Origin of the sequence: Kitasatospora sp. NPDC087861 (genome assembly GCF_044742585.1) — a bacterium.
In the GTDB taxonomy this organism is placed as follows: Bacteria; Actinomycetota; Actinomycetes; order Streptomycetales; family Streptomycetaceae; genus Kitasatospora.
Genome location: NZ_JBIUUS010000002.1, coordinates 134,491 through 153,369, shown reverse-complemented (window position 1 = coordinate 153,369; position 18,879 = coordinate 134,491). Strand labels below are relative to the sequence as shown.

The window sequence follows — 18,879 nt, the reverse complement described above, 5'->3', positions numbered from 1 at the left end:
CGGCGCGTACGGTGACGAGCATGACCGAGATCCGGACCGTGGAACTGCCCGAGCTGACGATCGCCTACCGCGCGAGCGGCCCGGCGGACGGCCCGCCGCTGGTGCTGCTGCACGCCCTCGGCGAGCGCGCCACTGACTGGGACGTCGTCCTGCCCGCCCTCGCGCCCGGGCACCACGTGTACGCGCTCGACCTGCGCGGCCACGGCGACAGCGGCCGCACCACCCCCTACGGCCTGGAGGAGATGCGCGACGACGTGCTCGCCTTCCTCGACGCGCTCGGCCTGGCCCGGGTCGACCTGGTCGGCCACTCGATGGGCGGCGCGGTCGGCTACCTGGTCGCCCAGGCCCGGCCGGAACGGATCGACCGCCTGGTCCTGGAGGACATCCCGGCGCCGTACTCGCGCCCGGCCAGTGCGGTGCCGGACGCGCCGGACGAACCGGTGCACTTCGACTGGGCCGTGGTGAAGGCGGTCAAGGCGCAGATCGACACCCCCGACCCGGCCTGGCGGGAGGGGATGAAGAGGATCACCGCCCGCACCCTGCTGGTCGCGGGCGGTTCGGCCAGCCACATCCCGCAGGAGCGGCTGGCCGAACTCGCCCGGCTGATCCCGGACTGCCGGCTGGTCACCATCGAGGCCGGGCACCTGGTGCACAGTGCCCGGCCCGCCGAGTACGTCGCCGCGGTGGCGCCGTTCCTGGCGCGCTGACGCGGACCTCGCCGGCGCGGACCTCGCTGATGCGGACCTCGCCGGCGCGGACCCCGTTGGTCCGGACCCTGTTGGTCCAGACCCTGTGACTCAGGCCCTGTGACTCAGACCCCGTGCTCGGCCGGCAGGCGGCCGCTGCGCACCGCCGCGACCAGGTCGGCGTGGTCGGCCTCGGTCCGGTCCGCGTACGCGACCGCGAAGGCGGCGACCGCCTCGTCCAGTTCCTCGCTCTTGCCGCAGTAGCCGGCCAGCAGGCCGGGGTCGGCGGTGTGCGCGTGCGCCCGGGCCAGCAGGGCGCCGGTGATCCGGGCGTAGTCGTCCAGTTGGCCCGGCAGCAGCGCGGCCGGGTCGACGCTGCCCTTGCGGTTGCGGAACTGCCGTACCTGGTAGGGCAGTCCGTCCACCGTCGTCCAACCCAGCAGGGTGTCGCTGACCACCTGCATGTGCTTCTGCCCGAGCACCACCCGGCGGCCCTCGTGGCCGTCCTGCCCGGCCACCGGGTGGCCGGCGCGCTCCAGGTAGGGCAGCAGCGCCGACGGACGGGCCTCCTTCACCTGGAGCACCAGCGGCTGGTCCCGGTGGTCGGTGAGCAGCACCACGTACGAGCGGGTGCCGACGCTGCCCGTGCCCACCACCCGGAACGCCACGTCCTGCACCCGGTAGCGGGACAGCAGGGTACGCACCTCGGCGGGCACCGTCGCCACGTACGGGCCGAGCGACTCCGCGACGGCCCGCGCGGTCGCGTCGGTCACCTCGGTGAGCACCGGGGGAGCGGCCGTGAACCGCAGGCCGCCGTCCGCCGTGCGGGCGGTGCTGCGGGCGGCGAATCTGGCGCTCGTGTTGCCCAGCGCCTTCGCGCCGACCTTCTGCAGCACCTCGGCCAGGTCGTGCGCCTCGGTGAAGGAGACCAACTGCTCGTCCGCGACGGCGTTCCAGGCGTCCAGCGCGGGCAGTTTGGCGAGCGTGCGCATGGTCCGGCGGTAGGAGCCGGCCGCGTGCTCGGCGGCCTCCCGGGCGGTGGCCTCGTCGGCCCCGGTCTCCCGGCCGGCCAGCACCAGACTCGCGGCCAGCCGCTTGAGGTCCCACTCCCAGGGACCGGGCACGGTTTCGTCGAAGTCGTTGATGTCCATCACCAGCCGGCCGCGGGCGTCCCCGTACAGGCCGAAGTTGGCGGCGTGCGCGTCCCCGCACAGCTGGGCGCCCACCCCGGTGTCCGGTGTGCCCATCAGATCGGCGGCCATCAGCCCGGCCGAACCGCGCAGGAACGCGAACGGCGTGGCGGCCATCCGCCCCACCCGGATCGGCACCAGCTCGGCGATCCGGCCCGCGTTGGAGGCCTCGATCGCCTCCACGGCCGTCGGCCGCCCCGCCGCGGGTGCGAACTCGGCATGCCGCTCCCGCGGCACCCGCCGGCGCAAGGCCTTCCCGCGCTCCCGCGCGCGCCCGTCCTGCCCCGAGGCGAACCCGGCCACCGCGAAGGCCCGGTGGCCCTGCGGCCCCACTCCGTTCGAGTCCGCCCTGCCCGCGTCCGTCACGGCCCTGTCCACCACGGCCCCGTCCACCGCACCGGTCACCTGTGTCACCGCTCCCCGCCCGTCCCTTCCGGCTCCCACCCGCCCACGACCTGCGCGAACGGCCTGCAGGGGGAGTGACGTCCGGCGCCTGACGTCGGTTCCTGCGGCGCGGGGTGCTTCCTGCGGCCGTCGGCGCGGACGGTGGTGCCCTCGCCCTGACCGCCTGCCAGCCCGGCGACGTGACGGGCTCGCCTCCGCTCGCCCCACCACGAGGAGCGCCGTAGCATCACCGCTGTGAAGGTCGCGATTCTGGACGACTACCAGGGCGTCGCCCTCGACTGCGCCGACTGGGGCCGGCTGGACGCCGAGATCGAGGTGTTCACCGACCACATCCCCGATGCGGACGAACTGGTTCGCAGGCTCGCCGGCTTCGAGGTCGTCGTCGCGATGCGCGAGCGCACGTGGTTCACCGCCGAGGTTCTGCGTCGGCTGCCCGATCTCAAGCTGCTGGTCACCACCGGCCCAGGGAACGCGGCGATAGACGTGGCGGCCGCCGCACGGCAGGGCATCGTGGTCTCCGCGACCGGATACTTCGGGTCGCCCACCGCCGAACTCACCTGGGCGTTGATCCTCGCCGCCGCACGCAACCTCCCGGTCGAGGAGCGTGCGATGCGGGACGGCGGCTGGCAACGCACGGTCGGCACCGGGCTGGACGGGAAAACCCTCGGCCTTCTCGGACTGGGAAACCTGGGCAGCAGCGTGGCCAGGATCGGCCAGGCGTTCGGTATGGGCACCATCGCCTGGAGCCAGCACCTCACACCCGAACGCGCGGCCGAGCACGGGGTGACGGCTGTGACCAAACAGGAGCTGTTCGCCGCCGCGGACGTGCTGTCGGTGCACCTGGTGCTCAGCGACCGCACCAGAGGACTGGTCGGCAGTGCGGAACTCGCCGCGATGAAACCGTCCGCGATCCTGGTGAACACCTCGCGGGGGCCGATCGTCGATCAGGACGCCCTGCTGGACACCCTGCGGCGCAAGGCGATCCGGTGCGCGGCGCTCGATGTCTACGACGTCGAGCCGCTGCCCGCCGACCATCCCTTCCGTACGCTGCCGAACACCGTCCTCACCCCGCACATCGGCTACGTGACCCGCGAGCTCTACGAGGTCTTCTACCGCGACGCGGTCGAGGACATCGCCGCCTTCCAGGCGGGACGACCGATACGCACCCTCACCTAGGGCCTGTCCGGCGGCCGGATGCGTGGTGCAAGGGTGCCGTCGCTGCGCCGACCGAGGTGTCGGCGCCTGCGGTGAGCGCTGCCGAGGCGTGCGGGTTACGATCCCTGCAGAGGGCGGGTCTGACAATGCCCATTCGCCATAGCGCGGCCGGCGGGCTCCAGCAGATTTCAAGCATTGATCGCCGCAACATCTCCGAGCCTCAACAGTCAACGGACTTTCCGGCAATCCAGTCACGCTTTTGGGTGATGTCGCACGCAGAAAGGTCGAGGTGATGAAGGCTATTCGGTTAGCTCGACACGGTGAGCCATCCGAGGTCCTGGAAGTCGAGGACGTGCCTGTCCCGGAGCCCGGGGACGGGCAGGTGAGGATTCGCATTCTGGCGGCCCCCGTGAACCCGTCGGACCTGCTGTACGTGCGGGGGTTCTACGCCGGCGTTCAGGCCAGGTTCCCGGCGCCGGTCGGATTCGAGGGCGTCGGAATCGTGGATGCCCTCGGGCCCGGGGTGAAAGGCCTGACCAGTGGGCAGCGGGTGTCGGTCGTCAACGGGCAGGGCGGAAACTGGGCGGAATACGCTGTCGTTCCTGCGGGTGATCTGTTCCAGGTGCCCGATGAGATCCCCGATGAACAGGTGGCCTCCTTCGTCATCAATCCCGCCTCCGTGGTCCTCATGGTCCGTCGTGTGCTGGCGGTCCCCAAGGGGGAGTGGCTGCTGCAGTCCGCGGCCGGTTCCGAGCTGGGACGCATGGTCATCAGGCTGGCCAAACGCGACGGTATCCGCACCCTGAACGTCGTCCGCAGACGCGAATCGGTGGCCGAGCTGGAAGCTCTCGGCGCTGACGCCGTCATCGTGTCCACCGAGGGGCCGATCGACGAACAGGTCCGCAAGATCGTCGGGCCCGAGGGTGTGAAGTACGCCATCGATCCGGTGGTCGGAGAGACCGGAACACAGATGTTCAAGGCGCTCCACGAGGACGGGCGGATGCTGGTGTACGGCTCCCTGACGGGCGAGCCGATCCGTGTCGGCGAGGACCCGCGGTACATCCTGGCGGGCCGCCGTATCGTGGAGGTCTACTGGCTCGGCTACTGGCTTCCGCGGCTCACCGAAGCAGAACGACGGCAGTTGGGGGAAGACATCGTGGCGCTGATGCGAGAGGGAATCATTGAAACCTCTCCCGGGCGTCAATATTCTCTCGACGAGATCGGTGACGCCGTCGCCCAAGCGGAGCAGAAGGGCCGGCGGGGAAAGGTGTTCCTCGTACCCGGGAAGTAGCGGGGGCCGGTCTTGCCGCCCGCAGCGGGGCGCCGGAAGCACGGCTGAACGCGATGTCCTCGCCGGTGCTTCCGGCCGCCTCCTGCGGGAATCCCGCACCGCTGATCCAGACGTCATCCTGGTCGGATCCCCGCCCGACGTCTGCGCTCGGCGACCGGTCGCAGAGCCAGGAGGTCGATGTGACGGAGTTGCGCTACGAGGTGCTGGTTTTCGACGGGGTGCGTCGCGAGCGGCCCATGCGCCTGCCCGACGGGGGACCGATCGTGTCCTCGCCGCTGGCGTGCACCTTGATCCTGGGTGAGACGGACGCGGTCCTGGTCGACGTGCCGTTCACCCGCGAGCAGGTGCAGGGCGTCGGCGACTGGATCGAGCGCTGGGGCAGGCGACTGGCTCACGTCTACGCCACCCACGGGCACGGCGACCACTGGTTCGGCACCGATCTGCTGATGCAGCGATTCCCCGACGCCGTGCCGTACGCGACCGAGGGCACGATCCGGCTGATGCACAAGCAGGCGACCGAGGGGCGCGAACAGATGTGGGACGTGGATTTTCCCGGACTCATTCCCGACAGTCCCGTGGCCTACCAGGTGATTCCCGCGGACGGGTTCGAACTGGAGGGCCACCGCCTCCTGGCGGTGGAGACGGGCCACACCGACACCGACGACACCACCGTCCTGCACGTGCCGTCGATCGGCCTCGTCGTGGCAGGTGACGTCGCGTACAACGGAGTCCACCAGTACCTGCTGGAAAGCCCCGGCGGCGGAATCGACAAGTGGCTCACCGCGCTCGACACCGTCACCGCACTGCGCCCGCGCGCGGTCGTCGCCGGCCACAAGAACAGAGAACTCCCCGACGACCCGTCGATCCTGGAACAGACCCGCGACTACCTGCTCGACGCGCAGCGTCTGCTGGCGGCGAAGCCGAGCCCACGCGAGTTCTTCGACCAGATGCTGCGGCTCCATCCGGACCGACTCAACGTGAGCCCGGTCTGGTACAGCGCGCTGGCACTCCTGTCATGACCGGCCTCGCCCACGGCGATCCCGTCTCGGTCAGGCTCGTGCCCGAACGGGCAGGTTGCCACGATGAACGGCGGCACTGACGTGGCGGGCGCGCGTGACGATGCGGTCCGCACCGAGGTCACGCAGTGGTTCTTCGACGACTACCTGCCGACCTGGGTAGGAGTGGGAAGCGGCGCGATCCCCCGCGGGCCGGAGTTCATCCTCGACTACTGGGCCGTGCCGCTGCACCACAGCTCGCCGGCGTCACGGGAGTGGCTCCTCGACAGCGAGGCCGTTATCGGGCTGCTCGAGAGCAACCAGGCCCCACTGAAGGCGCAGGGCTATTCCTACACGGCCGTGCCGGACCGGAGGGTGACGGTCTACCACGATGCCGGAGCGGCGATCGAGGCGATCTGGTCACGGCGTCGCTCGGACGGCAGCGAGATCGAGCGTCTCGCCGTTCACTTCGAGATCGCCCGGGAATCCGCCGGCTGGCGGATCGTCGGCATTCAGTACGCGCCGACGACGGCGGATTCCTTGGACGCGGCGGGCAGCTGGCTGAGCAGGATGCGGCACTGCGAGAGCGCTTGCGTCCCCGGCGCCGGACACCGGTCCCACGTCGAGCAACCCGCAGCCGTGGCGCGCATCCTCACAGACTTCGTGGACAGGATCGCAACCACACAGAGAGGTGAAGGTTCATGGGCTTCGAGGAGGTATTCGTGCCCGCCGCTGACAACGTACAGCTGCACGCCTGGGTCTTCCGCCCGCCCACGGGCAACGGTCCCTTTCCGGCGATCACCATGGCGCACGGCTTCGCCGGTGTGAAGTACCAGAGCCTGCAGGGCTATGCGGAACGCTTCAGCCGGGCCGGGTTCGTCGTCCTCCACCGACTGGTTCCGTGAGCAACTCACCGGACCGGGATGAGCACAACCCGCCGGCGCACCACGAGGGCGGAGGAGTCGCCGGTCGACGCGATCCCTTTCGGTTGGCGCGAGCTCGCCGTTTGCCGCCGGAGTCGACGACAGCGCGTTGCCCGGGTCGACAACGCGGCCGGTCAGGCCGCTGACCCGCCCGACGTCGTCGCGCCGGCTCGGACCTCTGAATCACGCATCCCGGTGCCGCACGGCATCGGAGCACCCCCGAGGAGGAAGCCATGAATCCGATGCCGACCCGCTGGAACGCCCGTTACCGGCGATGGGACACGGCGGCCAGGGGCCGCGCCGTGCTGGCCGATCCCCGGCTGAACAGGGGCACCGCCTTCACCGAGGACGAACGGCAGGCGCTCGACCTCGTCGGCCTGCTTCCGCCGCACGTGCTCACGATCGAGCAACAGTCCTCCCGCGCCCACGCGCAATTCCGGGCACAGCCCGACGACTTGGCCAAACACGTCAACCTGACCGCTCTACAGGACCGCAATGAGGTGCTGTTCTACCGGCTGGTCGGCGAGCACCTGGACGAGATGCTGCCGATCGTGTACACCCCGACCGTCGGCACCGCGATCGAGCGCTACAGCTCCCAGTACCGGCGACCCCGCGGGGTCTACCTGTCGGTCGACGCGCCCGAGGACGTCGAACGCTCGCTGCGGGCCACCGGACTGGGACCGGACGAGGTCGACCTGATCGTCGCCACCGACGGCGAAGCGATCCTGGGCATCGGCGACTGGGGGGTGGGCGGCATCAACATCTCGGTGGGCAAGCTCGCCGTGTACACCGCCGCGGGCGGCATCGATCCGGCTCGCACCCTGCCCGTCATGCTCGACGTGGGCACCAACCGCGAGGAACTGCTGGACGACCCGCTCTACCTCGGCAACCGCCACCCCCGGGTCGACCGGGAGACCTACGACGCCTTCGTCCAGACCTACACGGACACCGCGACCCGGCTCTTCCCCGGCGCCCTGCTGCACTGGGAGGACTTCGGGCCGGACAACGCGCGGCGCATCCTGGCGCGCTACCGCGACCAGGTGCTCACCTTCAACGACGACGTCCAGGGCACGGGTGCGGTGAACCTGGCGGCGGTGCTGTCCGGCGTGCGGGCGAGCGGCACACCACTGCGGGAGCACCGGGTGGTGATCTTCGGTGCGGGCACGGCGGGTGTCGGCATCGCCGACCAACTGCGTGACGCGCTCATCGCTGACGGTCTGACGCCGGGCGAGGCCACCCGCCGCATCTGGTGCATCGCCCGGCACGGCCTGCTCACGGACGGCACGACCGGCATGCGGGACTTCCAGGCCCCCTATGCACGCCCCGCGGACGAGGTGGTCGGCTGGGCACGCGACCCGAACGTCGGCGGCATCGCGCTGGCGGAGGTCGTGCACCGGGTCGAACCGACCGTGCTCATCGGCACCTCCGGCCAGGCCGGCGCCTTCACCGAACCCGTCGTCCGCGAGATGGCCGCAGCCGTACGACGCCCGATCATCCTGCCCATGTCCAACCCCACACCGCTCGCCGAGGCAACGCCCGCCGACCTGATCGCCTGGACCGACGGCCAGGCCCTGGTAGCCACCGGCAGCCCCTTCGCACCAGTGACCCACGACGGCATCACCCACCGGATCGGACAGGCCAACAACGCGCTGATCTTCCCCGGTCTCGGCCTGGGAGCCATTGTGGCCCGAGCCACCCGCATCACCGACGGCATGCTCACCGCCGCGGCCCACGCGGTCGCCGCACAGGTCGACTCGACCACCCCCGGAGCGCCGCTCCTCCCACCCACCCTGCAGCTGCGGGAGACCTCCGCCGCCGTGGCCGCGGCAGTCGCCCGGAGCGCCGCCCACGACGGGGTGGCGCGCGCAACCGTCGGCGACGACATCGGTGCCCGGGTCCGCGCGGCCATGTGGCAGCCGAACTACCCTCCGGTGCACGCGATCTGACCGCACCAACCGGAAGCCCGCAAAGGAACTGATCATGCTCGGAACACCGCTGAGTTGGAGTGTCCACACCGCGCCGTCGATCCCCACGGAGACCTCGGACCTGCCGCCCGGCCTGCCCCGACGCATGTGGTCACCGATCACGGCGACGCTCATCACCGGCGAGCGCGACGCGGTGCTGGTCGACGCGCTGATGACCACCGAGCAGGCCGGCCACCTGGCGGACCGGGTCGCCGCCAGCGGCAAGAACCTCACCACGGTCTTCGTGACCCACGGGCACGGTGACCACTGGTTCGGGCTGGGCATCCTGCTGGAGCGCTTCCCGCAGGCCCGCGCCGTCGCCACGCCGGCCGTGGTGGCGCAGATGGGGAAGCAGATGGCGCCGGAGTCCGTCGCGTCGCTCTGGAACACGCGTTTCCCCGGCCAGATCCCTGACAGGCTCGTCGTGGCCGAGCCGTTGGTCGGCGACCGGCTGGAGTTGGAAGGCCACGACCTCGTCGTCGTGGGGCTCGGGCACACCGACACCGACGACACCACGTGTCTGCACGTGCCCTCCATCGGCCTGGTCGTGGCCAGCGACGCCGTCTACAACGACGTCCACCTCTACCTCGCCGAATCGTCCGCCGAGGGCCGCCAGGCCTGGCTCCACGCACTCGACACCATCGCCGCCCTGGACCCACAGGCGGTCATCGCAGGGCACAAGCGCCCGGGCAGCCCCGACGACCCGGCGAACATCGCCGAGACCGCGAAGTACATCCACGACTTCGAGACGGTCGCCGAGCGCACCACAACCACCCTGGAGCTCTACCAGGGCATGCTGGACCTGCACCCGACCCGGGTCAACCGGGGCGCGCTCTGGGGCTCGGCCAGATCGGCCAAAGGCTGACCGCCGTCATCTCCTGCTCGTCCCGGTCCGCGTGCGGCAGCCGGTCCTCCACGTGTGCCCCGGTATCGGGCACGCCGTCACCCGCTCCCAGGACGTCAGCTGGAACCTCGAACCGGTGTGGACCAGCGGGAACCGGCGGGGAAGGACGCTGGTGCAGGGCCACGATCAGCCCTTCCTCACTATGGGCCTGTCCGGCGCACCGGGCTGCTTCCACAACGGGAAGTCCCGGGCCTCCACGTCGACCGGGAGCTGACCGGGCGTCCGGTACCTGACCGGGTATCCGGGGGCGCCCAGGGCGGCGTCCGGCGTCAGTCGTCCGTGGGGGCTTCCAGGAGCCACCAGACGCACAGCACGCACGGGGTGCCGAGCCCGCCCACGGCAATCGCGATCCACAGCGCCCAGTAGACGCCGCTGACCACGGCCGCCCGCTGCGGGTGCGCGGGATCGATCCGTACGCTCACCCGGTGCCCGTCGGGCCACCGGTGGTCCGCGCCCTCGCGGGTGCTGTACTCGTGCTCGCCCGCCGACCAGTGGTAGGTGCACTCGGTGCTGGAGTCGCCGGTGGACCGACAGCCGGTGACGGTGGCCGTCACCCGCAGCGTGGCGGCGTGGTCGCGGTCGCGCTCGTGGGACCAGTCGCTGAGGGCGAAGGCGAAGCAGCCGGCGAAGACGCAGAGCATCAGGGCGAGCAGGGTGCCGTTGAACAGGGCGAGGAGTGCGGCGCCGGGGCGCGGGCCCCGGCGCAGCAGCAGGCGCGCCGGTGCGGCCAGTGCCGCGAGCGCGGCTGCGGCGGCCGCGCCGATCCAGCCGTCGTACCAGGTGGTCGATCCCCATGGCGCGAAGGCCGTGGTCGCCGCGCCGACCAGGACGGCGGCCCAGGCGACGCGCTGGAGCGGGCGCGTGGCGCGGCGCGCCCGCTCGCGCAGCCGCCCGGACCGGCCCGCGCCAGCGGCCGGGGCGACGGCGGGGATACCGCCGGGGGCACTGGAGGGCCGGTGGTCCTCCGGAACGGTGGAGGGCCTGCGGTCCTCGGGGACAGGAGGCGGCGCGTCCGCGATCGTGGTCACCCGGCCACGCTGGCAGAGGGCCGCGCCGGGCACCAGAAAGCACAGCTCACTCCCGGCGTTCAGCAACGCTTACGGCGTCACGGTGGGCGGGCCCTGCCCGTCGGGTGCGGCCTGCTCGCTGGGGTCGACCAGGTGCCCGTTCACGCGTGGCTCGCCCTCGGTCAGCCCCTGGGCCGCCAGCCGCTCGCTCGCCATCAGCAGCGCGCTCTGCAGCGCCTCGGCCGCCGCCAGCACCGCCGGGGGCGCCCCCCACGGACCGGTGCGGCGCAGCAGGCGCACCAGGTAGGTGCCGGGCACCGGCAGGGTGGTGACGGTGCCGGCGCCCGGGCCGATCAGGGCGGCCGCGTGGGCGGGCAGGATCGCGGCGCCCAGGCGGGCGGCGAGCATGCTGTAGACGGCGAAGCGGTAGCGGGCGGTGTGCTCGACCGAGGGCGCGATGCCGTGCTGGGCGGCCAGGCGCTGGAAGGCCAGCTGCCGGGGCGAGCCGGCCGGGGCGCCGATCCAGGGGCGGGCGGACAGGTGGGCGGCGTCGGTGGGCGCGGGCCAGTCGTGCGGGACGACCAGGCGGTAGGCGTCCTCGACCATGACGCTCGCCTCCACGCCGTTCGGCAGCGGGGTCGGTTCCTGCTGGTCGTCCTCGATGACCAGCAGGTCCAGTTCGCCCAGCCGCAGCGCGCGCAGTCCGTCCTGCCGGTCGCTCTCCACCAGACGGGGGGCGAGGTCGGGGTGGGTGCGGGCGAGGACGTGGACGGCGGTCGTGGCGAAGAAGGTGATGGCGGGCGGCGGCACGCCGATGGCGACCGGGCCGGCGGCGGCGCCGCCGAGCGCGCGCAGGTCGCGGGCGGCGTCCTGGAGCGCCTGGCCGATCCGGTCGCCGTGGCCGGCCAGCAGGCGCCCGGCGGCGGTGAGTTCGGCCCGCCCGCCGGTGCGGTCCACCAGCGGGACGCCGACCTCGCGTTCCAGGCGGCCCAGCTGCTGGGAGACCGCGGACGGGGTGTGGCCCAGCGCGCGCGAGGCGCCCGCCACGCTGCCGGCGTCGGCGATCCGGCGCAGGATCAGCAGTCTCTTCGGGTCGAGCTCCACCGCACCGCCGTCCTTTCGCGCCGCCCGAGGTGGCGGACGCCCATCCTGGCAGAGCCCGCAGCGGAGGGCAGTTCGGTCAGGGCCCCGTCGCCGCCGGGGCGCCGGGTGCTGCGGACCGCGTGGGCGGCGTGGGCCGTGTGGACCACGCGGATCACCCGGGCCGCAGCACCTGAGGATGCTTGACGGATCGTCAGAGCGGCATCAGGTCGGGGCGCTTGGCCTCGACGTGGTCGCCCGAGGACTCCCCGCGCAGCCGTCGGCCGACCCAGGGCAGCAGGTACTCGCGGGCCCACTGGAGGTTCTCGCGCCGCTGGTCGGCGGCGGACAGCTCCGGAGTGGCCGGCCAGGGCGCCTCCGGGTCCTGTTCGGTGCGCAGCCCCAGCGAGCGGGCGGCCAGCAGGGCGACCCGCTGGTGGCCTTCGGGGGACAGGTGCAGCCGGTCCTCGCTCCAGGCCCGGCGGTCCTGGACGGCGCGCAGCGACCAGAGGTCGGCGACCTTGCAGCCGTTGCGGTCGGCGACCGCCCGCATGTGCCCGTTGTAGGTGGCGATCTTGCCGCGCAGGTGCTTGAACAGCGGCACGTCGCGGGTGTCGAAGCCGGTGCAGATCAGCACCGTCCCGCTGGACTCGGTGAGTTGGACGATCGCGGCCTCGAAGCGCTCGGCGACCTCGTCCGGGTCGCTGCCGGGCCGCAGGATGTCGTTCCCGCCGGCACAGAAGGTGACCAGGTCGGGCTGGAGCCGGCGGACCTGCGGCACCTGCTCGGCCGCGATCTGGTCCAGCAGCCGGCCGCGCACCGCGAGGTTGGCGTAGCGGAACCCGCCCGGCGGCCGTCCGTCGGCGAGCAGTCCGGCCAGGCGGTCGGCCCAGCCGGCGAAGGCGCCGTCGGCGCCGGGGTCGTTCAGACCCTCGGTGAAGCTGTCGCCGAGGGCGGCATACGAACTGAGGTCAAGGGTCTCCTGGAGGTTCGGCATGAAGGAGATAGTTCACCTATTCAAGTGACCTACGCCACCGTAGGTGCCCCCGGCGGCACGTGAGATGGGCCACGTGCCCCACCCGACTCGTAGAGCGCCGGGCCCCGGAAACCACAAGATCCCTGCCCCCTTCCGCTTTTGGGCCCGCCCGGACGATCCTCGAAGGGTGCGGCCGACGCGGCCGCCGTCCTTCCAGGGGGAACACATCCATGGCTATGAACCCGACCTCCGGCATGCCCGGACAGTGGTCCGTCGACGACCGCTGCACCAACTGCGACGTGGCCCGCCAGCTCGCGCCCGGACTGATCCGCGAGCACGCCGGCCGCTCCGAGCTGGTCCGCCAGCCGCGTGACGAGGCCGAGCACCGCAGCCTGCTCGCCGCCGCCCACGCCTGCCCCACCCGCTCCATCCGCCCGGGCACCGGCCCGCTCGACCCGGCCACCGACCCCTTCCCGCTCGCCCTCGACGACGGCCTGCTGCTGCTCGGCCACAACTCCCGCCACACTGCGGGGGCCAACTCCTACCTGCTGCGCCGCGCCACGGGCTGGTTGATGGTCGACACGCCCCGCTACGCCGAGCCGCTGGCCGCCCGCTACGAGGCGCTCGGCCCGGTCACCGACGTCCTGCTGACGCACCGTGACCACGCCGCGCACGGCCGGGCGTACGCCGAGCGGTTCGGCGCCCGGCTCTGGATCCACGAGGGCGACCTGGAGGCCGCGCCCGACGCCGACCGGGTGCTGCGCGGCGTCGACCCGGTGGAGATCGCCCCGGGCGTCACCGCCCACCCCTTCCCCGGCCACACCCGCGGCAGCGTGCTGTACCTGGCCGACGAGCGCTACTGCTTCACCGGCGACACCCTGTACTGGTCCCGCACCACCGGGGACCTGGAGGTGTACGACACCGTCACCTGGTACTCGATCGAGGAGCTCTCCGCCTCGCTGGACCGCAGCCTGGGCGCGCTGCGCTTCGAGTGGCTGCTCCCCGGCCACGGCGAGCGGCGCCGGATGCCCGCCGAGGAAGCGGCGGTGCGGCTGCGGGCGCTCGCCGACCGCTGCCGGGGTCGGCGGACCGCGCCGGTGGACTTCGGCGCGGTCCGCTGGTGACACCCGGGCACGCGTGCGCCGGTGCCCGCGCCGGGTGCGCGGGGGCCTGCGCCCGCCGGGGGCGCCCGCGCGGGTGTGCGAACGGCATCGACGGGGCAGCCGATGTGGAACGGAATCCCCGAACTCCCCCGCAACCGAGGACGGTTGAGCAATGCCCACGCAGACCCCGGAGCGCACCGCCCGGCCGCGGCGCTACCTGATGTGCCGACCGACCCACTTCACCGTGGACTACGCGATCAACCCGTGGATGGACCCGGCACAGCCCACCGACACCGCGCTCGCCGTCCGCCAGTGGGAGCGGCTGTACTGGCTCTACCGCCGCCTCGGCCACACCGTCGAGCTGATCGACCCGGTGCCCGGCCTGCCCGACATGGTGTACGCCGCCAACGGCGCGACCGTGCTGGACGGCCGGGCGCTGGTCGCCACCTTCCGCTACCCGGAGCGGGCCGCCGAATCCGAGGCCTACCAGGCCTGGTTCCGGGCGCACGGCTACCGGGAGGTGCGCCGCGCCGGGCACGTCAACGAGGGCGAGGGCGACCACCTGGTGGCCGGCCGCCGGCTGCTCGCCGGGACGGGCTTCCGCACCTCCCGGGCCGCGCACGCCGAGGCGGGCGAGGTGTTCGGCGTCCCGGTGGTGACCCTGACCCTGGTCGACCCGCGCTTCTACCACCTGGACACGGCGCTGGCGGTGCTCGCCGACGACCACGTCATGTACTACCCGGAGGCCTTCGACGCCGACAGCCGGGCCGTGCTGCGCACCCTGTACCCGGACGCGATCCTCGCCGACCGGGCCGACGCCGAGGTCTTCGGCCTCAACGCGGTCTCGGACGGCCGCCGGGTGCTGCTGCCCGAGGCGGCGAAGAACCTGACCGGGCGGCTCGCCGAGCACGGCTACGAGCCCGTCCCGGTGGACGTCTCGGAACTGCTGAAGGGCGGCGGCGGGGCCAAGTGCTGCACGCTGGAGCTCCGCCCGCGGTGAGCCGTTCGCACGAGTCCGGTCCGGTGACGCTGCGGCGGCCGCCGGTCAGCCCTCGACCAGCAGGACCTCCAGGGTGCGCGGGCCGTGCACGCCCTCGACCCGGTCGAGTTCGATGTCGCTGGTCGCGGAGGGCCCGGAGATCCAGGTCTGCGGGCGGGCCGGGTCGAGCCGGGGCAGGGCGAGCGGCACGGAGGCGACGACCTGCCCGGGGGCCCGGACGACGCACAGGTGGTGGTCCGGGACGAGGCTGAGCAGCCGCCGCCCCTGGCCCGGTCCGCCGTCCAGCACGATCGTCCCGGTCTCGGCGATCGCGAGCGCGCAGCCGGTGACGACGCTGTCCGCGGTGTCGAGCCGGGCGGCGGTGAGCGTGCCGTCGTCCGGGACGGCCGTGACGGCGGCGGCGCCGAGCCAGGCGGGCGGCAGACCGGGCGGCACGGCGACCGTACGGCTGCCGCGCTCGGCCAGCAACCCGGCCAGGGCACCAGGGAGTTCGGCCTCGTTGCAGCGGTGGACGCGGGCCCGGTAGTCGGCCAGGTTGTGGTGCAGCAGATCGAGCAGCGCCGCCGGATCGTCGGGGCTGTGGGTGCGCAGGTAGTCCCGGGGAATCGGCTGTTCCGGTGCCGGGGCGGGGTCGGCGAGGGCGGCGCGGATCCGGGCGAGGATCGACTCCCGTGAGGTCATGAGCGGTTCCTCCGCCACCAGTCGCGGAACGGTTCGGCGGGCACCTGCGGGAGGTCCCGGGTGTCGGTCCAGGCCCGGCCGGGGCCGGGCAGCCGCCGCGGGTGCAGGGCGCGGGTACGCCCGGCCAGCCGTTCGGCGGCCGCGAGCGCCGCCGGGTGGTCGAACAGGTACCCGGCGGCGGCGATCGCGGCCCGCTCCAGCGGGTGCCCGCCCTGCTCGGCGACCCGCTCGCGCAGGTGCACCAGCACCTCGGGGATGTCGATCGCCACCGGGCACACCTCGTAGCAGGCCCCGCAGAGCGAGGAGGCGTACGGCAGCGAGGCGTCCACCGGGCTTGTGATGCCGCGCAGTTGGGGCGTCAGGATGGCGCCGATCGGGCCCGGGTAGACCGAGCCGTACGCGTGGCCGCCGGCCCGCTCGTACACCGGGCACACGTTGAGGCAGGCCGAGCAGCGGATGCAGCGCAGCGCCTGGCGGCCGACCTGGTCGGCGAGCGCGGTGGTGCGCCCGTTGTCGAGCAGCACGAGATGGAACGCGGACGGGCCGTCGCCGTCGGCCCCCTTCGACGGCCCCAGCCCCGTCCACAGCGAGGTGTACGGGTTCATCCGCTCGGCGGTGGAGGAGCGGGGGAGCAGTTGCAGGAAGACCTCCAGGTCCCGCCAGGTGGGCACGACCTTCTCGATCCCGACCACGGAGATCAGGGTGCGCGGCAGGGTGAGGCACATCCGGCCGTTGCCCTCGGACTCGACGACCACCAGGGTGCCGGTCTCGGCGACCATGAAGTTGGCGCCGGAGACGGCGACCCGGGCGCGCAGGAACTTCTCCCGCAGGTGCAGCCGGGCGGCCTCGGCGAGTTCGGCGGGGGAGTCGGTGAGGTCCGCGGGCGCGGGGCGGCCCCAGGCGGCCATCCGCTCGGCGAAGATCTCCCGGATCTCGGCGCGGTTGCGGTGGATCGCGGGCACCAGGATGTGCGAGGGCCGGTCGTCGCCCAACTGGACGATCAGCTCGGCGAGATCGGTCTCGTAGGCGGTGATCCCCTCGGCGGCGAGTGCCTCGTTGAGCCCGATCTCCTGGGTGGCCATCGACTTGACCTTGACGACCTCCGTCTCGCCGGTGGCGTGGACCAGGTCGGCGACGATCCGGTTGGCCTCCTCGGCGTCGGCCGCCCAGTGCACGGCGCCGCCGGCGGCGGCGACCGCCTCCTCCAACTGGACGAGGTAGCGGTCGAGATGGCGCAGTGTGTGGTCCTTGATCGCCTTGCCGGCGGCACGCAGCTCGGCCCAGTCGTCGAGTTCGGCGACGGCCCGGGCCCGTTTGTCCCGGATGGTGTGGGTGGCGTGCCGCAGGTTGGCGCGCAGCCGCCCGTCCCGGAGGGCGGCCGCGGCGGCCTGCGGGAAGGCGGGCATGCCGAGGAAGGTGCCGGTCACGAGGGCCTCCACGGGTGCTGCTCGGTGCTGGCGAGGATCTCCGCGAGGTGCAGCGGGCGCAGCGCCTCGCCCCGGCGGTGCAGGGTGGCGCCGAGGTGCAGCAGGCAGGAGTTGTCGGCGCCGCACAGGACGTCGGCGCCGGTGCCGAGCGCGTGGGCGAGCTTGTCCTCGGCCATGGCCGCCGAGACCGCCGCGTTCTTGACCGCGAAGGTGCCGCCGAAGCCGCAGCACTCCTCGGCGCCGGGCAGCTCGACCAGCTCCAGCCCCCGGACGGCGCGCAGCAGCCGCAGCGGCCGCTCGCCGAGGCCGAGCACGCGCAGGCCGTGGCAGGACGGGTGGTAGGTGACGGTGTGCGGGAAGTACGCGCCGACGTCCTCGACGCCGAGCACGTCGGTGAGGAACTCGGTCAGTTCGTGGACCCGGGGCGCCAAGGCGTCGGCGGCCTCGGCGAGTTCGGTGCCCCGGCCGTCGGCGGCGGCCCGGGCGCCGATCCGGGGGTAGTTGTCCCGGACCATCGCGACGCAGGAGCCGGAGGGCGTCACCACGTGCTCGTACCCGGCGAAGGCCCGCGCGGTGCGCCGGACCAGCGGTTCGCAGGCCTGCCGGTAGCCGGTGTTGTACTGCGGCTGCCCGCAGCAGGTCTGCCCGGCGGGGAAGTCCACGTCCACGCCGAGGCGTTCCAGCAGCCGGACGGTCGCGACCGCCGTGGCGGGGAACAGCGCGTCGTTGACGCAGGTGGCGAACAGCGCGACCCGCATCGGACCTCCCTTCGTCCGACGCCGTCGTCGGCCCGCTCGTGATCGTACCGAGCGGGCCGCGGCGGGCGGGGGATCTCGGGTGAGCCCGCGTGGGACCTCAGGCGAGCCAGAGGTCCGGGCCGAACACCTTGTAGTGGATGTCCGCCGCCGGGACGCCCGCCGTGAGGAGCTGCTCGCGGACGGCGCGCAGGAAGGGCAGCGGCCCGCACAGGTAGGCGGTGGTGCCGGCCGGGACGTCGACGGTGGACAGGTCCACCAACCCGGTGCGCTCGGCGGGCCAGTCGCCGAGCGGCCGCTCGTAGAAGACGTGGGCGGTGGCGTTCGGCAGCTTGGCGGTGAGCTGGGCGAGGTCGGCGCGGAAGGCGTGGGTGAGCTGGTCGCGGTCGCCGTGTACCGAGACGACGGTCCGGGGGGAGCCGGCGGCGGCGAGGTGGTCGAGCATCGCGGTCATCGGGGTGTTGCCGATGCCGGCCGAGGCGAGCAGCACCGGCCCGTCGCCGTCGGCGAGGGCGATGTCGCCGAGCGGGGGCGCGAGTTCGACGGTGTCGCCGGTGTGCAGGTGGTCGTGTAGGTGGGCGGAGACCTCGCCGCCGGGCTCGCGCTTGACGGTGAAGCGCAGCGCGCCGTGGGCGCTGCCGGAGAGGCTGTACTGGCGGATCTGCCGGGCGCCGTCGGCCAGGCGGGTGCGCACCGAGACGTACTGGCCGGGGCGGGAGGCCGGGGTGGGACCGCCGTCGGCCGGGCGGACCAGGAAGGTGGTGACGTCGCCCGTCTCCTGGTAGCGGGCGACGACGGTGTAGGGGCGCCAGAGCTCGGCCGGGTCGCCGCCGGCGGCGGTCTCGGCGCGCAGCCGGTCCTCGATGGCGACGAGCGCGTTGGCCATCAGCCAGTACACCTCGTCCCAGGCGGCCGCGACCTCGGGGGTGACGGCTTCGCCGAGCACCTCGACGATGGCGGCGAAGAGGTGCTCGTGGACGATCCGGTACTGGTCGTCGGTGATGCCGACGGAGACGTGCTTGTGCGCGATCCGGGCGAGCATCGCGTCGGGCCGCTGGTCGGGGTGGGCGATCAGCGCACTCGCGAAGGCGGCTATCGCCCCGGCGAGCGCCTGCCGCTGGGCGCCGTTGGCCTGGTTGCCCCGGTTGAACAGGTCGCGCAGCAGCTCCGGGTGCGCGGCGAACAGGCGGTCGTAGAAGCGCGGGGTGATGTCCCCGATGGCGGCGCCCACGACGGGCAGGGTGGCCTCGACGACCTCGGCGGACTTGGTGGACAGCATCAGTCGGGCTCCTAACTGGTATATAAGATTCGCATTAAAGGCCGTGCGGAGGCGCGGC

Annotated in this window: 17 protein-coding genes; 9 read left to right on the top strand and 8 right to left on the bottom strand. The window is 72.9% G+C overall.

The features are described from left to right. Positions 1-20 precede the first annotated feature (20 nt). On the top strand, positions 21-707 hold the full coding sequence (locus ACIOJE_RS03495) for an alpha/beta fold hydrolase (RefSeq protein WP_280680761.1): 687 nt from the start codon (positions 21-23) through the stop codon (positions 705-707). Positions 708-811: 104 nt separating this feature from the next. Here the strand turns inward: ACIOJE_RS03495 and ACIOJE_RS03490 are convergent, their stop codons facing one another. Next, on the bottom strand, positions 812-2,290 hold the full coding sequence (locus tag ACIOJE_RS03490; protein ID WP_400773017.1) for a DUF2252 domain-containing protein: 1,479 nt from the start codon (positions 2,288-2,290) through the stop codon (positions 812-814). 225 nt (positions 2,291-2,515) lie between these two features. Between ACIOJE_RS03490 and ACIOJE_RS03485 the strand changes: the two genes are divergently transcribed. From ACIOJE_RS03485 to ACIOJE_RS03460, 6 genes are all read left to right on the top strand, one after another. Continuing rightward, the gene (locus tag ACIOJE_RS03485; protein ID WP_280680759.1) at positions 2,516-3,457 is read left to right on the top strand and encodes a D-2-hydroxyacid dehydrogenase family protein; all 942 of its coding nucleotides are present in this window, start codon (positions 2,516-2,518) and stop codon (positions 3,455-3,457) included. Positions 3,458-3,818: 361 nt separating this feature from the next. After that, on the top strand, positions 3,819-4,727 hold the full coding sequence (locus ACIOJE_RS03480; RefSeq protein ID WP_280680756.1) for a zinc-dependent alcohol dehydrogenase family protein: 909 nt from the start codon (positions 3,819-3,821) through the stop codon (positions 4,725-4,727). Between the two features lie 53 nt (positions 4,728-4,780). Next, positions 4,781-5,746 carry an MBL fold metallo-hydrolase gene (locus ACIOJE_RS03475; RefSeq protein ID WP_400773014.1) on the top strand — a complete coding sequence of 322 codons (966 nt, stop codon included), beginning with the start codon at positions 4,781-4,783 and terminating at the stop codon, positions 5,744-5,746. A 63-nt stretch (positions 5,747-5,809) separates the two neighbouring features. Continuing rightward, positions 5,810-6,550: an alpha/beta fold hydrolase gene (locus ACIOJE_RS03470; RefSeq protein WP_400773013.1), complete on the top strand. Its 741-nt coding sequence runs from the start codon at positions 5,810-5,812 to the stop codon at positions 6,548-6,550. 337 nt (positions 6,551-6,887) lie between these two features. Then, positions 6,888-8,591, top strand: coding sequence for an NAD-dependent malic enzyme (locus tag ACIOJE_RS03465; protein WP_280680845.1), 1,704 nt, complete (start codon positions 6,888-6,890; stop codon positions 8,589-8,591). Between the two features lie 34 nt (positions 8,592-8,625). After that, positions 8,626-9,474 carry an MBL fold metallo-hydrolase gene (locus ACIOJE_RS03460; RefSeq protein WP_400773011.1) on the top strand — a complete coding sequence of 283 codons (849 nt, stop codon included), beginning with the start codon at positions 8,626-8,628 and terminating at the stop codon, positions 9,472-9,474. Positions 9,475-9,782: 308 nt separating this feature from the next. On the opposite strand, the gene ACIOJE_RS03455 is transcribed toward ACIOJE_RS03460, so the two are convergent. The 3 genes from ACIOJE_RS03455 to ACIOJE_RS03445 form a co-directional block, all read right to left on the bottom strand. Further along, on the bottom strand, positions 9,783-10,541 hold the full coding sequence (locus tag ACIOJE_RS03455) for a DUF3592 domain-containing protein (RefSeq protein WP_400773009.1): 759 nt from the start codon (positions 10,539-10,541) through the stop codon (positions 9,783-9,785). Between the two features lie 69 nt (positions 10,542-10,610). Next, positions 10,611-11,624, bottom strand: coding sequence for a LysR family transcriptional regulator (locus tag ACIOJE_RS03450; RefSeq protein ID WP_280680748.1), 1,014 nt, complete (start codon positions 11,622-11,624; stop codon positions 10,611-10,613). A 190-nt stretch (positions 11,625-11,814) separates the two neighbouring features. Beyond that, positions 11,815-12,597 (bottom strand): SGNH/GDSL hydrolase family protein, encoded by a 783-nt coding sequence (locus tag ACIOJE_RS03445; protein ID WP_400773008.1) that lies wholly within the window; start codon positions 12,595-12,597, stop codon positions 11,815-11,817. Positions 12,598-12,806: 209 nt separating this feature from the next. Here ACIOJE_RS03445 and ACIOJE_RS03440 point away from each other — a divergent pair, with 209 nt between their 5' ends. Together ACIOJE_RS03440 and ddaH are read left to right on the top strand one after the other, a co-directional pair. Further along, positions 12,807-13,700: an MBL fold metallo-hydrolase gene (locus ACIOJE_RS03440; RefSeq protein ID WP_400773006.1), complete on the top strand. Its 894-nt coding sequence runs from the start codon at positions 12,807-12,809 to the stop codon at positions 13,698-13,700. Positions 13,701-13,851: 151 nt separating this feature from the next. Beyond that, positions 13,852-14,679, top strand: coding sequence for a dimethylargininase (ddaH, locus tag ACIOJE_RS03435; RefSeq protein ID WP_400773004.1), 828 nt, complete (start codon positions 13,852-13,854; stop codon positions 14,677-14,679). Between the two features lie 45 nt (positions 14,680-14,724). Here ddaH and ACIOJE_RS03430 read toward each other — a convergent pair whose 3' ends face one another. From ACIOJE_RS03430 to ACIOJE_RS03415, 4 genes are all read right to left on the bottom strand, one after another. After that, a complete protein-coding gene (locus ACIOJE_RS03430; RefSeq protein ID WP_400773002.1) occupies positions 14,725-15,360 on the bottom strand; it encodes a lactate utilization protein C in 636 nt (211 codons plus the stop codon). Continuing rightward, complete coding sequence (locus ACIOJE_RS03425; RefSeq protein WP_400773000.1) at positions 15,357-16,787, bottom strand: lactate utilization protein B; 1,431 nt, start codon at positions 16,785-16,787, stop codon at positions 15,357-15,359. The genes ACIOJE_RS03430 and ACIOJE_RS03425 overlap by 4 nt, the downstream gene beginning before the upstream one ends. After that, the gene (locus ACIOJE_RS03420; protein WP_280680739.1) at positions 16,784-17,545 is read right to left on the bottom strand and encodes a (Fe-S)-binding protein; all 762 of its coding nucleotides are present in this window, start codon (positions 17,543-17,545) and stop codon (positions 16,784-16,786) included. Before ACIOJE_RS03420 ends, ACIOJE_RS03425 begins: the two co-directional genes overlap by 4 nt. 97 nt (positions 17,546-17,642) lie before the next feature. Continuing rightward, complete coding sequence (locus ACIOJE_RS03415; RefSeq protein WP_400772999.1) at positions 17,643-18,821, bottom strand: globin domain-containing protein; 1,179 nt, start codon at positions 18,819-18,821, stop codon at positions 17,643-17,645. Positions 18,822-18,879 lie beyond the last annotated feature (58 nt).